Origin of the sequence: Streptococcus sp. HMSC073D05 (assembly GCF_001812015.1) — a bacterium.
In the GTDB taxonomy this organism is placed as follows: Bacteria; Bacillota; Bacilli; order Lactobacillales; family Streptococcaceae; genus Streptococcus; species Streptococcus parasanguinis_D.
In genome coordinates this window covers 300,339-313,727 of sequence record NZ_KV807489.1, presented here as the reverse complement: position 1 = coordinate 313,727, position 13,389 = coordinate 300,339, and the positions used below count along the sequence as shown (strand labels likewise).

The following is a 13,389-nucleotide window of genomic DNA, read 5'->3' as shown; positions in this document are numbered from 1 at the left end:
GAGGAGTAGAAGAATGCATGTATCAATGAGTGAAATTATTGGTAACTTTATTCTCATTGCTGGTTCCTTCCTATTATTAATCTTTTTAATAAAGAAATTTGCATGGAACAATATCAATGGAATTTTAGAAGCGCGTGCCAAAAAGATTACAGATGATATTGATGGAGCAGAATCAGCTCGTCAAAAAGCTGAGGAACTAGCAAGTAAACGTGAAGAAGAGTTGGCAGGTAGCCGCAAAGAAGCTGCGTCTATCGTCGAAAATGCAAAGGAAACTGCAGAAAAGAATAAATCTCAGATCCTTTCAGAAGCCACTCAAGAAGCAGTACGTTTGAAAGAAAAAGCGCAACAAGAAATTGCGCATAACAAAGAAGAAGCATTGAACAGTATCAAAGGTGATGTGGCAGATCTCACTGTCAATCTTGCCAGCAAATTGTTGAGCCAACAGCTGGATGCTGAAGGTCAACGCCAACTGATCGATCGCTATCTTGATGAATTAGGAGAAGCCTAATGGACAAAAAGCAACTGATGGTGATTGAGAAATATACCCAGCCTTTTGTTCAATTGGTCTTTGAAAAAGGAGAACAAGACCTAGTCTTTGAAAAATTGACTCAAATCAAGGGTATTTTTGAAGAGACTGGACTTGCTAACTTCTTAGCTCATATCGGTGTAGAGGATGAAGAGAAAGCAAAAAGTCTCAGACTTTTTCAACCCTCGGATTCACAATTACTCGACCATTTGATTGAAGTGGTTATTCTCAATCATCGTGAAGCCTTATTTTATGACATTGTAACGATTTGTTTGGATCAGATTCAACTGTTGAGCAACGCTTTTGTCGTCACTGTTACGACGGTTGCTGGTTTGGATCCTGTTCAAGAGCAAAAGCTAGTACCCATTATCGAAAGAAAATTTGGGATTCAAGTTCGCTCGATCCAACAAAAGATCGATCCAGATTTAATTGGTGGCTTTGTCGTGACAGCCAATCATAAAACGTTGGATACCAGTCTCAAACACCAATTGCAAGTTATAAAATCTAAATTGAAATAGAAAGTGGTGTGAATTTTGGCGATTAACGCACAAGAAATCAGCGCTTTAATTAAGCAACAAATTGAAAATTTCAAGCCAAACTTTGACGTCACTGAGACAGGTGTTGTAACCTACATTGGTGACGGGATTGCCCGTGCTCATGGGCTTGAAAATGCCATGAGTGGTGAGTTGTTGATCTTTGAAAATGGCTCATACGGGATGGCCCAAAACTTAGAAACAACGGATGTCGGTATCATCATCTTGGGTGATTTCACGGATATTCGTGAAGGAGACTCTGTCCGTCGTACAGGTAAAATCATGGAAGTCCCTGCAGGGGATGCCTTGATTGGTCGGGTTGTCAACCCGCTTGGCCAACCAGTAGATGGTTTGGGCGAGATTGTGACAGATAAATTCCGTCCAGTTGAAACACCAGCTCCTGGTGTTATGCAACGGAAATCTGTCTCAGAACCCTTACAAACTGGTTTGAAAGCCATTGATGCCCTTGTTCCAATCGGACGTGGTCAACGGGAATTGATCATCGGAGACCGTCAAACAGGGAAAACTTCGATTGCCATCGATACCATCTTGAACCAAAAGGGTCAAGACATGATCTGTATCTATGTGGCGATTGGTCAAAAAGAATCAACAGTTCGTACGCAAGTAGAAACTCTTCGTAAATACGGAGCTATGGATTATACGATTGTAGTAACCGCTTCGGCTTCTCAACCGTCTCCATTGCTTTATTTGGCACCTTATGCTGGGGTTGCTATGGCAGAAGAGTTCATGTATAACGGTAAACACGTTTTGATCGTCTATGATGATTTGTCAAAACAAGCCGTAGCCTACCGTGAATTGTCCCTTCTTCTCCGTCGTCCACCAGGACGTGAAGCCTTCCCAGGGGATGTCTTCTATCTCCACAGCCGTTTGTTGGAACGTTCTGCGAAAGTTTCAGATGAATTGGGTGGGGGTTCTATTACAGCTCTTCCAATCATTGAAACCCAAGCAGGAGATATTTCTGCTTATATCGCAACCAACGTGATTTCGATCACAGACGGACAAATCTTCTTGCAAGATAGTTTGTTCAATGCTGGTATTCGTCCAGCCATTGATGCAGGTTCTTCTGTATCTCGTGTAGGGGGAGCTGCCCAAATCAAGGCTATGAAGAAAGTTGCGGGTACCCTTCGTATCGACCTCGCTTCCTACCGTGAATTGGAAGCCTTCACGAAATTTGGTAGTGACTTGGATGCTGCGACTCAAGCGAAATTGAACCGTGGTCGCCGAACAGTTGAAGTCTTGAAACAACCTGTTCATGAACCATTGACGGTTGAAAAACAAGTCGTGATCTTGTATGCCTTGACTCATGGTTTCTTAGATAGTGTTCCAGTAGACGACATTCTTCGTTTCCAAGAAGAGTTGTTTGATTACTTCGAAGCACATTATCATCAAATCTTTGAGACGATTCGTTCGACACATGATCTTCCAGCAGAAGAAGAACTGGATGCAGCCCTTACTGAATTTGTCAACCAGTCAAATTTCAAATAGAAATAGGAGTGGAAGATGGCAGTTTCATTAAATGATATTAAAAATAAAATTGCATCCACAAAAAACACCAGTCAAATCACCAATGCCATGCAGATGGTGTCTGCTGCCAAACTTGGTAAATCTGAGCAGGCAGCCAAGGATTTTCAGGTTTATGCTGCTAAGGTTCGTAAGCTCTTAACAGACTTGCTCCATGGACATGAAACAGAAAATACCAAGTCCCATCCGATGTTGGTGAGTCGCCCGGTAAAAAAGACAGCTTATATCGTGATTACATCCGATCGTGGTTTGGTTGGAGGTTACAATGCCTCCATCCTTAAAACCATGATGGAAATGAAGGCAGAATACCATCCAACTGGAGATGACTTTGAAGTGATCTGTATTGGAAGCGTCGGTGCGGATTTCTTCCGTGCCCGTGGGATTCAGCCGGTTTATGAATTGCGTGGTTTGCCTGATCAGCCTAGCTTTAAGGAAGTTCGCAAGATCATTTCGAAAACAGTCCAAATGTATCAGGAAGGCTTGTTTGATGAGTTGTACGTCTGTTACAACCACCACGTCAACAGTTTGACGAGTCAAATGCGGGTGGAACAAATGCTTCCAATTATTGATTTGGACCCAAATGAAGCGGATGAGGACTATGTATTGAATCTAGAATTGGAATCTAGTCGAGATGCCATTTTGGATCAATTGCTTCCTCAATTTGCTGAAAGCATGATCTATGGTGCCATTATTGATGCTAAAACAGCTGAAAATGCTGCTGGGATGATGGCCATGCAAACTGCAACAGACAATGCCAAGAAAGTCATTGATGAATTAACGATTCAATACAACCGTGCTCGTCAAGCAGCGATTACACAAGAAATTACCGAAATCGTTGCGGGTGCTAGCGCCCTTGAATAGTTGTCGGATACAATTTTAAATACAAAAACAGATGCTTGAAAGAGAACTTTTGAGCAGTAGAAATTACTTAGAATAGGAGAATGACATGAGTTTAGGCAAAATTTCTCAGGTCGTAGGTCCCGTCGTAGACGTTGCCTTTTCCGTTGGAGATAAACTTCCTGAGATCAATAATGCGCTTGTAGTCTATAAAAATGACCAACAAAAATCAAAAGTCGTTCTTGAAGTAGCTTTGGAACTTGGTGATGGGGTCGTACGGACCATCGCCATGGAATCAACCGATGGTTTAACCCGTGGAATGGAAGTCTTGGACACAGGTCGTCCAATCTCTGTTCCTGTCGGAAAAGAAACCTTGGGACGTGTCTTCAATGTTCTTGGAGATATCATTGACTTGGATCAACCTTTTGCTGAGGATGCTCCTCGTGACTCCATCCACAAAAAAGCTCCATCCTTTGACGAGCTCTCTACTTCAGAAGAAATTCTTGAAACAGGGATCAAGGTCATTGACCTCTTAGCCCCTTATTTGAAAGGTGGGAAGGTCGGACTCTTCGGTGGTGCCGGAGTTGGGAAGACTGTCTTGATTCAAGAATTAATCCATAATATTGCCCAAGAACACGGTGGTATTTCTGTATTTACCGGTGTTGGGGAACGGACACGTGAAGGGAATGACCTTTACTGGGAAATGAAAGAATCTGGCGTTATTGAAAAAACAGCCATGGTCTTTGGACAAATGAATGAGCCACCTGGAGCACGGATGCGTGTTGCTTTGACTGGTTTGACCATTGCGGAATACTTCCGTGATGTCGAAGGTCAGGACGTTCTCTTGTTTATCGACAATATCTTCCGTTTCACCCAAGCCGGATCTGAAGTATCAGCCCTTTTGGGACGGATGCCTTCAGCCGTTGGTTACCAACCTACTTTGGCAACTGAAATGGGGCAATTGCAAGAACGGATTACGTCAACCAAGAAAGGTTCTGTTACATCCATCCAAGCCATCTATGTGCCAGCCGATGACTATACAGACCCAGCGCCAGCAACCGCCTTTGCCCACTTGGATTCAACAACCAACTTGGAACGTAAATTGGTACAATTGGGGATCTACCCTGCGGTGGACCCATTGGCATCAAGCTCACGTGCCCTTTCTCCAGAAATCGTAGGAGAAGAACACTATGCAGTAGCATCTGAGGTCAAACGTGTCCTTCAGCGTTACCATGAATTGCAAGATATCATTGCTATCTTGGGGATGGATGAATTGTCTGACGAAGAAAAGACCTTGGTTGCTCGTGCTCGCCGGATCCAATTCTTCTTGTCACAAAACTTCAACGTTGCGGAACAATTTACCGGTCAACCTGGTTCATACGTACCTGTTGCAGAAACTGTTCGTGGTTTTAAAGAAATCTTGGACGGAAAATATGACCATCTTCCTGAAGATGCCTTCCGTGGTGTTGGATCGATCGAAGATGTGATTGCCAAAGCTGAAAAAATGGGATTCTAAGAAGAGGTGAAAGATGAGTCAAATGAACGTCCAAATCGTTACACCGGATGGACTGGTTTATGATCATCATGCCGCATTTGTATCTGTCAAGACAATTGATGGTGAATTAGGGATTTTACCTCATCATATCAATACCATTGCGGTTTTGGCTGTAGACCAAGTAAAGGTTCGTCGGATAGACGATGACAAACATATTGATTGGATTGCAGTCAATGGGGGGATTATCGAAGTAGCAGGTAATGTCATTACCATTGTTGCCGATTCTGCCGAACGTGCTCGAGATATCGACATTAGTCGTGCAGAACGTGCCAAACTCCGAGCTGAAAAAGCGATTGAAGAAGCCAAAGATCAGCATTCGGTTGATATGGAACGTCGTGCTAAAATTGCTCTTCAACGCGCCATTAACCGGATTAATGTCGGAAATCGTTTATAACATATTAAAAAATAAGGTAGAGGTCTTGTCCTCGCCTTATTTTTGTTGAGTGAGAATCAAAAGAAGAAAGTGAGAATCAAATATGGTATAATAGCTGTATGATCCAAATGATTTTTAACTTTTCAAGCCATTTATTGTTTATCTTTTTTGCCTATTACCTATTGTTGAACCTAGTTCAATGGGAAAAGTTTTTAAAAGTAAGTACTGAAAATGCTGTTAAAATCCGTTTTTTGATCTTGATGCTCAGCATTGGAATCGGCTATCTAGCCAGCTCATTTTTTATCAGCGTGTATGAGATGAGTCGGCAGATTTTTATTGGCCAATTCTAGCCACATTTTATCAAAAATATGGTATGATAGAAGTCGTGACTTTAAGAAATTGGAGAACAATCCCGTATGGAAAAAATAATCGTTAATGGTGGAAATAATCGACTAGTTGGAACTGTCAAAATCGAAGGAGCAAAAAACGCTGTCCTTCCGCTTCTTGCTGCAACAGTCCTTGCAAGTGAGGGCGTGACAACCTTAAAAAACGTCCCTGTTTTATCAGATGTCTTCACAATGAACAATGTCGTTCGTGGTTTGAATGCACAAGTGACCTTCAATGAAGAAGAAAATACGGTTGTCGTAGATGCGCAAGAAAAATTATCAGAGGAAGCGCCTTATAAGTATGTGAGCAAGATGCGGGCCTCTATCGTTGTCTTGGGTCCTGTCTTGGCACGCAATGGCCATGCTAAAGTTTCCATGCCTGGAGGCTGTACGATCGGTAGTCGTCCAATAGACCTCCATCTCAAAGGTCTGGAAGCCATGGGGGCTGAAATTACACAAACGGCCGGCTATATTGAAGCGAAAGCAGATCGTCTCAAGGGAGCACATATCTATATGGACTTCCCATCAGTAGGGGCGACACAAAATATTATGATGGCTGCAACCTTGGCTGATGGAGTCACCGTGATTGAAAATGCTGCGCGGGAACCTGAGATTGTTGACCTAGCTCTTTTGCTCAACAAAATGGGAGCTAATGTCAAGGGGGCAGGAACTGAGACCTTAACCATCGTCGGTGTGGAGAGCTTGCACGGGGCAGACCACAATGTTGTACAAGACCGCATCGAAGCTGGAACCTTTATGATTGGGGCAGCCATGACCGGTGGAGATGTCTTGATCGAAGATGCCATTTGGGAACACAATCGTCCTCTGCTGTCTAAGATGCAGGAGATGGGCGTGACGGTAACCGAAGAAGAAAATGGAATTCGGATTCAATCGGATATCAGTAAGCTCCGTCCAGTGACCGTTAAAACTCTTCCCTACCCAGGATTCCCAACTGATATGCAGGCTCAATTTACAGCCTTGATGGCCATGGCTAAGGGTGAGTCCACCATGATTGAAACCGTCTTTGAGAATCGTTTCCAACATTTGGAAGAAATGCGTCGAATGGGCGTTCACTCAGATATTATGCGGGATACAGCTCGTATCGTAGGAGGTGAAAGCTTCCAAGGTGCAGAGGTCATGTCGACCGATTTGCGCGCGAGTGCAACGCTTGTCTTGATGGGCTTAGTGGCAGAAGGAGAAACAAAGGTCAGCAAATTAAGTCACTTAGACCGTGGTTATTATCAATTCCATGAGAAATTGGTGGCACTTGGTGCAGACGTGAAACGTGTAGAGGAAGCAGACGATGAAAACTAATCTTCGCTATGTTGGAAAACAGCTAGGAATTGTCCTCCTGTTGGCTGTGATTGGCATCATCATTTTTGCAATTGGTTTGGTCATTGGCTATGGAGTGATTGGCGATGGAAAAAATCCATGGTCCATTCTCTCTCCGGATACCTGGTCAGAAATCATTGGAAAGCTAACCGGCAAATAAGATTTAAATAACATTGAGTAAAAAGGAGAGCAGCGAATTGAGTCAGTGACCCATCTAGCGCTGCTCTTTTTTGGAGAGAGGTATGACAAAACAAACAGTAAGCAAACGAACCAAACAAACCTTAGCAGGTTTTGTGGTGGCAACAGCCCTAGCAATCGGGGGCTATTATTTTAATCAACCGACAATAAAAGAAGCGACGGATCAGGTTGTTTCCGTGGTGACCAGTAGCCAAGAGGAAACACCCAGTAAAGAGTTAGCTAGCTCTGTACTAACGAAATCTGCTCGTTCACAATTAGGAAATGACATAGAATGGAACGGAGCTGGAGCCTTTGTCGTTAAGGGCAATCGAACAGATTTGGATGCCAGTGTGGCTAGTCAACCCTATGCGGATAACAAGACAAAAGAAGTCAATGGAAAGACCGTACCGACAGTTGCCAATGCCATCATGACTAAGGCGACTCGTCAGTACAGAGATCGCGATGCAACAGGAAGTGGCCTAACCGATTGGAAACCTGCAGGTTGGCATCAGGTTCATAATCTGTCAGGCGAGTACGACCATGCTGTGGATAGAGGTCATCTATTGGGTTACGCCTTGATCGGCAATCTCAAAGGCTTTGACGCCTCTACTAGCAATCCCAAAAATATCGCCGTGCAAACGGCTTGGTCCAATCAAGCCAATGATCCTCATTCCACTGGTCAAAACTACTATGAGACCCTGGTTCGAAAAGCCCTAGATAAGAACAAGCGGGTCCGCTATCGGGTCACTTTGATCTACAATCAGCCGGAAGATCTGATTCCTTTAGGTTCTCAGATCGAAGCCAAATCGAGTGACGGGACTCTTGAGTTCAATGTCTTTGTTCCTAATGTTCAAAGTGGAATGAGCCTGGATTACCAGACAGGAAAAGTAACCATCCATCAATAAGCAAAAAAGCAGGTTTATTTAAGTTATTTTTAAGAATGGAGTGTTACAATTGCATACCTTCTTTAAGAGAAAGGAGAATGTATGAGAACTATTTTTCGGTTTTTCAGAGGAATCCTTCGCATGGCTTGGAGTCTCTTTTGGGGATTTTTCTGGACCATTGCGATCAGTTTTCTCATCCTTGTGGGGATCATCTATTTCACAGATTCTCCTAGTTCTGGTATGGATGGGGTTGGGCGAGCTGCCCAAAAGGTTGTCTATCAAGTTGGAAATTTATTTGGTGATCAGGGCTTTGCATCGCGCTTTGGGATGGCGCCTAGCTCACAGACGACGCAGACGGATAATCATGAGCATAGTGGTGCTCGCTGGGAAAAAGCAGAGGCCACGGTTTATCTAGATCCCAATATCAGTCAAACTTTTATAAAAGCCTATCAGGATGCCATTGAGGCTTGGAACCAAACAGGTACCTTTACTTTCAAGCTGGTCACAAATGAAAAAGAGGCCAATGTGGTCTTGACCGAAATGGACAACGCATCCGTTTCTGCAGCAGGAGAGACTGCCTCTCAAACTAACCTCTTAACCAATCGGTTCACCCACATCACAGTTCGCCTCAATCGCCATTATCTGTTAAATTATATCTATAACTATAGTTATGATCGGATTGTCAATACAGCTGAGCATGAGCTAGGCCATGCGATTGGGTTGGACCACACAGATGGAGAATCGGTCATGCAACCAGCTGGCTCTTTCTACAGTATTCAGGATTCAGATGTAGAAGCAGTCCGGCAATTATACAAGGAATAATGAGTTTTAAAATACTTGCTAAAAGTTCTGGGCCTCAAGGGGCTCGGGATTTTTTTGATGCTTCGTCTTCCCTTGTTTAATCCGTAAAAAGATAGTAAAATAGGGACATGATTATTTTACAAGCTAACAAAATTGAACGCTCTTTTGCAGGGGAGGTTCTTTTTGATAATATCAGCCTGCAAGTGGATGAACGGGACCGGATTGCCCTGGTCGGAAAGAACGGAGCTGGCAAGTCCACGCTCTTGAAAATCTTGGTCGGAGAAGAAGAGCCGACTTCTGGGGAAATCAATAAAAAGCGGGACCTTTCCCTCTCCTATCTAGCTCAGGATAGCCGCTTTGAGTCGTCCAATACCATCTACGATGAGATGCTTCATGTCTTTGACGATCTCCGTAAGACGGAGAAAAGTTTGCGGCAGATGGAGCTTGAGATGGGGGAAAAAACTGGGGCTGACTTGGACAAACTTATGCAGGATTATGACCGTCTATCTGAAGAATTCCGTCAAGCTGGTGGCTTCACCTATGAGGCAGATATCCGTGCTATTCTAAACGGCTTCAAGTTTGATGAGTCCATGTGGCAGATGAAGATTGAAGAGTTATCTGGTGGGCAAAATACCCGTCTAGCCCTGGCCAAGATGCTCTTGGAAAAGCCAAATCTCTTGGTACTGGACGAGCCGACCAACCACTTGGATATTGAGACCATTGCCTGGTTGGAAAACTATCTGGTCAATTATAGTGGGGCCCTTCTCATTGTCAGTCACGACCGCTATTTCCTAGATAAGGTCGCAACCATTACTTTGGACTTGACCAAGCATTCTTTAGATCGCTATGTCGGCAATTACTCCAGTTTTGTGGAGCAAAAAGAACAAAAATTGCTGACCGAAGCCAAGAACTACGAGAAGCAACAAAAAGAAATTGCAGCGCTCGAAGACTTTGTTAATCGCAATTTGGTGCGGGCCTCAACCACCAAGCGGGCCCAGTCTCGTCGCAAGCAGTTGGAAAAAATGGAGCGCCTAGACAAGCCCGAAGCTGGGACCAAGTCTGCCCATATGACCTTCCATTCTGATAAGATCTCTGGCAATGTCGTTTTGACAGTAGAAGAGGCGGCCGTTGGCTATGATGATCAAATCCTGTCCGAGCCGATCAATCTGGATATCCGTAAGATGAATGCGGTCGCTATTGTCGGACCAAATGGGATCGGGAAATCTACTCTTATCAAGTCTATTGTCGGGCAGATTCCTTTCATCAAGGGGGAAGCCCGTTTTGGGGCCAATGTCGAGGTGGGCTACTATGACCAGACCCAAAGTAAACTAACCCCTCACAATAGTGTCTTGGATGAGCTCTGGAATGACTTTAAACTGACACCAGAAGTAGAAATTCGCAATCGACTAGGAGCCTTCCTTTTCTCAGGGGACGATGTCAAGAAAACCGTCGGCATGCTGTCGGGAGGAGAGCGGGCGCGCCTACTCTTGGCCAAGCTGTCCATGGAAAACAACAATTTCTTGATTCTCGATGAACCGACCAACCACTTGGACATCGATAGCAAGGAAGTACTGGAAAATGCCTTGATTGATTTTGATGGGACCCTGCTCTTTGTCAGCCACGACCGCTACTTTATCAATCGGGTAGCGACCCAAGTCTTAGAACTCTCAGAAGAGGGCTCGACCCTTTATCTGGGAGACTATGATTATTATTTGGAGAAAAAAGCAGAGTTAGAGGCCCTTGCTGCAGCGCAAGCAGAAGCTGAGCCCGCTTCTTCAACGGAAGAAGTCACTAGCAATGACTATCACTTGCAAAAACAAAATCAAAAGGAACTCCGTAAAATCACCCGTCGCATTGAGCAATTGGAAGCAGAGATGGAAGAGCTAGATCAGAAAATCCAAGACATCACCGAAACCATGCATAGCACCAATGATGCAGCCGACTTAGTTCAACTCCAGAGTGACCTGGACCAACTGACTGTCCAGCAGGAAGCGGTCATGGAAGAGTGGGCAGAACTGTCAGAGCAGGTGGAATAGATGGAAGATTTAGGCAAAGTTTTTCGTGAATTTCGAATCAGTAAAAATTATTCGTTAAAAGAAGCTGCAGGAGAAGCCTGCTCGACCTCCCAGTTATCCCGCTTTGAATTGGGGGAGTCGGATCTGGCTACGTCGCGCTTCTTTGAAATTTTGGACAATATCCATGTGACGATTGAGAATTTTATGGATAAGGCTAGGAATTTTCAACACCATGAGCATGTCGCCTTGATGGCTCAGATTATTCCGCTTTACTATGCAAATGATATTGCTGGTTTTCAAAGGCTTCAAGGAGAACAACTGGAAAAGGCTACAAGTTCGACCAATCCCCTCTATTTTGAATTGAACTGGATTTTGTTACAAGGGCTGATTTGCCAGAGAGATGCCAGCTACACGATGAAGCAACGTGATCTGGAAAAGGTGGCGGATTATCTCTTTCAAACGGAAGAATGGACCATGTATGAGTTGATCCTTTTTGGCAATCTTTATAGCTTTTATGATGTGGATTATGTCACTCGGCTTGGTAGAGAAGTGATGGAGCGGGAAGATTTCTACAAGGAAATTGGTCGCCATCGAAAACTGGTCTTGATTCTAGCTCTGAATTGTTACCAGCATTGTTTAGAACACCGTTCTTTTGAAAGTGCTAGTTATTTTGAAGCCTCTGTGGAAAAGATTATCGGCAAGAGCATCAAACTCTACGAGCGCAATGTCTTTCATTACCTCAAGGGATTTGCCCTCTATCAGAAGGGGCTAGAGAAAGAAGGGAATCAGCAAATGCAAGAGGCTATGCATATTTTTGATGTGCTAGGTCTCCCAGAGCAGGTAGCTTACTATCAAGAACACTTTGATAAATTTGTAATAGATGAATGTTCCTAAATAGGAGAGAGATAAAGGAGATTTTATGAACCGACATGCGGTCCAATTAATTAGTCGTGGAGCGATTACCAAAATTGGAAATATGCTCTATGATTATGGGAATAGTGTCTGGCTGGCCTCAATGGGAACTATAGGAAAGACGGTATTAGGAATCTATCAGATTTCTGAGTTAGTGACAGGGATCCTCGTGAATCCTTTTGGAGGGGTGATTTCAGACCGTTTTTCTCGTCGCAAGATTTTGATGACGACCGACTTGGTGTGTGGTCTCCTGTGTTTGGCGATTTCTTTTATCAGAAATGATCGTTGGATGATTGGGGCTCTGATTGTTACCAATATTGTTCAGGCCATTGCCTTTGGTTTTTCTCGACCTGCCAATAAAGCCATTATTACAGAAGTTGTAGAGAAAGAAGAGATTGTAACCTATAATGCGCACTTGGAGCTGGTCTTACAAGTTGTTAGTGTCAGTTCTCCCGTGTTTTCTTTCCTAGTTCTACAATTTGCCAGTCTCTATGCGACCCTCTTACTAGATGCCCTGACCTTTTTCATTGCCTTTGTCCTAGTGGCATTCCTTCCGAAAGAAGCAGCAAAGGTTCAAGAAAAGAAACAGTTTACGGGGAAAGATATTTTTTCTGATATCAAGGAGGGGTTAGACTATATCTGGCATCAGAAAGAGATTTTCTTTCTCTTGTTGGTGGCTTCCGGCGTTAATTTCTTTTTTGCGGCTTTTGAGTTTTTACTTCCATTTTCCAATCGACTCTACGGGGGCAAGGGGGCTTATGCGACCATCTTAACATTGGGAGCTATTGGATCTATTCTAGGAGCACTTGTTGCCAATAAAATTACATCAAGTATGAAAATTCTCCTGTTTTTACTTATCATGGCAGGTGTAGGAGTGTTCATAATGGGCTTGCCTCTTCCGACTTATCTTTCCTTTTCGGGAAATCTGGTCTGTGAATTTTTTGTGACCATTTTCGACATCCACGTTTTTACTCAAGTGCAAACCAAGGTGGAAGATGATTATCTAGGTAGAGCCTTGAGTACGATTTATACTTTGGCTGTTCTCTTTATGCCCATCGCCAAAGGTTTGATGACTTGGTTGCCAAGTGTCCGAGTAGAATCCTTTCTCCTGATTGGAGCTGGAGTTATTCTCTTTTCACTCTTGGCTCAGCTACTAGCTAAGCAGCTTCAATCAAAAGAACAGTAGATATCCTTTTATAAAATTGTAACTTATTGTTTTTCCCAAATAAGGGACAAAATAAAAACCTCTTTCATGAACTGATACAATAGTTTCAGAAAATGAAGGAGGTTTTTTTGATGAATCGATATGCAGTCCAATTAATTGCTCGTGGGGCGATCAATAGAATGGGAAATATGCTCTATGATTATGGGAACAGTGTCTGGCTGGCCTCGATGGGGACGGTGGGAAAGACGGTATTGGGGATCTATCAGATTTCTGAACTCGTCACCTCCATTCTAGTCAATCCATTTGGTGGCGTGATCTCAGACCGTTTTTCTCGTCGCAAGATTTTGATGA

At 43.7% G+C, this 13,389-nt stretch carries 14 protein-coding genes and 1 pseudogene; all 15 read left to right on the top strand.

What is annotated here, in order from left to right; all coding sequences use genetic code 11:
- Positions 1-13: 13 nt before the first annotated feature.
- Positions 14-508 carry a F0F1 ATP synthase subunit B gene (atpF, locus tag HMPREF2832_RS04980; protein WP_004219970.1) on the top strand — a complete coding sequence of 165 codons (495 nt, stop codon included), beginning with the start codon at positions 14-16 and terminating at the stop codon, positions 506-508.
- Positions 508-1,044 (top strand): F0F1 ATP synthase subunit delta, encoded by a 537-nt coding sequence (locus tag HMPREF2832_RS04975; RefSeq protein WP_013903319.1) that lies wholly within the window; start codon positions 508-510, stop codon positions 1,042-1,044. The genes atpF and HMPREF2832_RS04975 overlap by 1 nt, the downstream gene beginning before the upstream one ends.
- A 15-nt stretch (positions 1,045-1,059) precedes the next feature.
- Complete coding sequence (gene atpA / locus HMPREF2832_RS04970) at positions 1,060-2,565, top strand: F0F1 ATP synthase subunit alpha (protein WP_049496722.1); 1,506 nt, start codon at positions 1,060-1,062, stop codon at positions 2,563-2,565.
- Positions 2,566-2,580: 15 nt separating this feature from the next.
- Positions 2,581-3,462 (top strand): F0F1 ATP synthase subunit gamma, encoded by an 882-nt coding sequence (locus HMPREF2832_RS04965; protein WP_013903320.1) that lies wholly within the window; start codon positions 2,581-2,583, stop codon positions 3,460-3,462.
- Between the two features lie 85 nt (positions 3,463-3,547).
- The gene (atpD, locus tag HMPREF2832_RS04960) at positions 3,548-4,954 is read left to right on the top strand and encodes a F0F1 ATP synthase subunit beta (protein WP_070505777.1); all 1,407 of its coding nucleotides are present in this window, start codon (positions 3,548-3,550) and stop codon (positions 4,952-4,954) included.
- A 13-nt stretch (positions 4,955-4,967) separates the two neighbouring features.
- Positions 4,968-5,387, top strand: a complete 420-nt coding sequence (locus HMPREF2832_RS04955; protein ID WP_049496717.1) for a F0F1 ATP synthase subunit epsilon — start codon at positions 4,968-4,970, stop codon at positions 5,385-5,387.
- A 98-nt stretch (positions 5,388-5,485) separates the two neighbouring features.
- Entirely contained in the window at positions 5,486-5,716 is a 231-nt protein-coding gene (locus HMPREF2832_RS04950) for a DUF1146 family protein (protein WP_013903322.1), read from the top strand.
- 66 nt (positions 5,717-5,782) lie between these two features.
- Positions 5,783-7,066 carry a UDP-N-acetylglucosamine 1-carboxyvinyltransferase gene (murA, locus tag HMPREF2832_RS04945; RefSeq protein ID WP_014713091.1) on the top strand — a complete coding sequence of 428 codons (1,284 nt, stop codon included), beginning with the start codon at positions 5,783-5,785 and terminating at the stop codon, positions 7,064-7,066.
- Positions 7,056-7,244: a DNA-directed RNA polymerase subunit beta gene (locus tag HMPREF2832_RS04940; RefSeq protein ID WP_049486327.1), complete on the top strand. Its 189-nt coding sequence runs from the start codon at positions 7,056-7,058 to the stop codon at positions 7,242-7,244. Before murA ends, HMPREF2832_RS04940 begins: the two co-directional genes overlap by 11 nt.
- Positions 7,245-7,326: 82 nt before the next feature.
- Positions 7,327-8,166 carry a DNA/RNA non-specific endonuclease gene (locus HMPREF2832_RS04935; RefSeq protein WP_049496714.1) on the top strand — a complete coding sequence of 280 codons (840 nt, stop codon included), beginning with the start codon at positions 7,327-7,329 and terminating at the stop codon, positions 8,164-8,166.
- Between the two features lie 81 nt (positions 8,167-8,247).
- Entirely contained in the window at positions 8,248-8,967 is a 720-nt protein-coding gene (locus HMPREF2832_RS04930) for a M57 family metalloprotease (protein WP_049496711.1), read from the top strand.
- Positions 8,968-9,074: 107 nt separating this feature from the next.
- Complete coding sequence (locus tag HMPREF2832_RS04925; RefSeq protein WP_070505775.1) at positions 9,075-10,982, top strand: ABC-F family ATP-binding cassette domain-containing protein; 1,908 nt, start codon at positions 9,075-9,077, stop codon at positions 10,980-10,982.
- Positions 10,983-11,855: an XRE/MutR family transcriptional regulator gene (locus HMPREF2832_RS04920; RefSeq protein WP_049496702.1), complete on the top strand. Its 873-nt coding sequence runs from the start codon at positions 10,983-10,985 to the stop codon at positions 11,853-11,855.
- Positions 11,856-11,880: 25 nt separating this feature from the next.
- Positions 11,881-13,059: an MFS transporter gene (locus HMPREF2832_RS04915; RefSeq protein WP_070505772.1), complete on the top strand. Its 1,179-nt coding sequence runs from the start codon at positions 11,881-11,883 to the stop codon at positions 13,057-13,059.
- 110 nt (positions 13,060-13,169) lie between these two features.
- Positions 13,170-13,389, top strand: a pseudogene (locus HMPREF2832_RS04910) (MFS transporter); the annotation flags it as partial.

What these genes read in the sequence shown, in the direction of transcription:
- murA (WP_014713091.1), top strand. Translation starts at nt 5,783, where the DNA reads ATGGAAAAAATAATCGTTAATGGTGGAAATAATCGACTAGTTGGAACT.
- HMPREF2832_RS04930 (WP_049496711.1), top strand. Translation starts at nt 8,248, where the DNA reads ATGAGAACTATTTTTCGGTTTTTCAGAGGAATCCTTCGCATGGCTTGG.
- HMPREF2832_RS04940 (WP_049486327.1), top strand. Translation starts at nt 7,056, where the DNA reads ATGAAAACTAATCTTCGCTATGTTGGAAAACAGCTAGGAATTGTCCTC.
- HMPREF2832_RS04925 (WP_070505775.1), top strand. Translation starts at nt 9,075, where the DNA reads ATGATTATTTTACAAGCTAACAAAATTGAACGCTCTTTTGCAGGGGAG.
- HMPREF2832_RS04915 (WP_070505772.1), top strand. Translation starts at nt 11,881, where the DNA reads ATGAACCGACATGCGGTCCAATTAATTAGTCGTGGAGCGATTACCAAA.
- HMPREF2832_RS04950 (WP_013903322.1), top strand. Translation starts at nt 5,486, where the DNA reads ATGATCCAAATGATTTTTAACTTTTCAAGCCATTTATTGTTTATCTTT.
- HMPREF2832_RS04955 (WP_049496717.1), top strand. Translation starts at nt 4,968, where the DNA reads ATGAGTCAAATGAACGTCCAAATCGTTACACCGGATGGACTGGTTTAT.
- HMPREF2832_RS04935 (WP_049496714.1), top strand. Translation starts at nt 7,327, where the DNA reads ATGACAAAACAAACAGTAAGCAAACGAACCAAACAAACCTTAGCAGGT.
- HMPREF2832_RS04920 (WP_049496702.1), top strand. Translation starts at nt 10,983, where the DNA reads ATGGAAGATTTAGGCAAAGTTTTTCGTGAATTTCGAATCAGTAAAAAT.
- atpD (WP_070505777.1), top strand. Translation starts at nt 3,548, where the DNA reads ATGAGTTTAGGCAAAATTTCTCAGGTCGTAGGTCCCGTCGTAGACGTT.
- HMPREF2832_RS04965 (WP_013903320.1), top strand. Translation starts at nt 2,581, where the DNA reads ATGGCAGTTTCATTAAATGATATTAAAAATAAAATTGCATCCACAAAA.
- atpF (WP_004219970.1), top strand. Translation starts at nt 14, where the DNA reads ATGCATGTATCAATGAGTGAAATTATTGGTAACTTTATTCTCATTGCT.
- HMPREF2832_RS04975 (WP_013903319.1), top strand. Translation starts at nt 508, where the DNA reads ATGGACAAAAAGCAACTGATGGTGATTGAGAAATATACCCAGCCTTTT.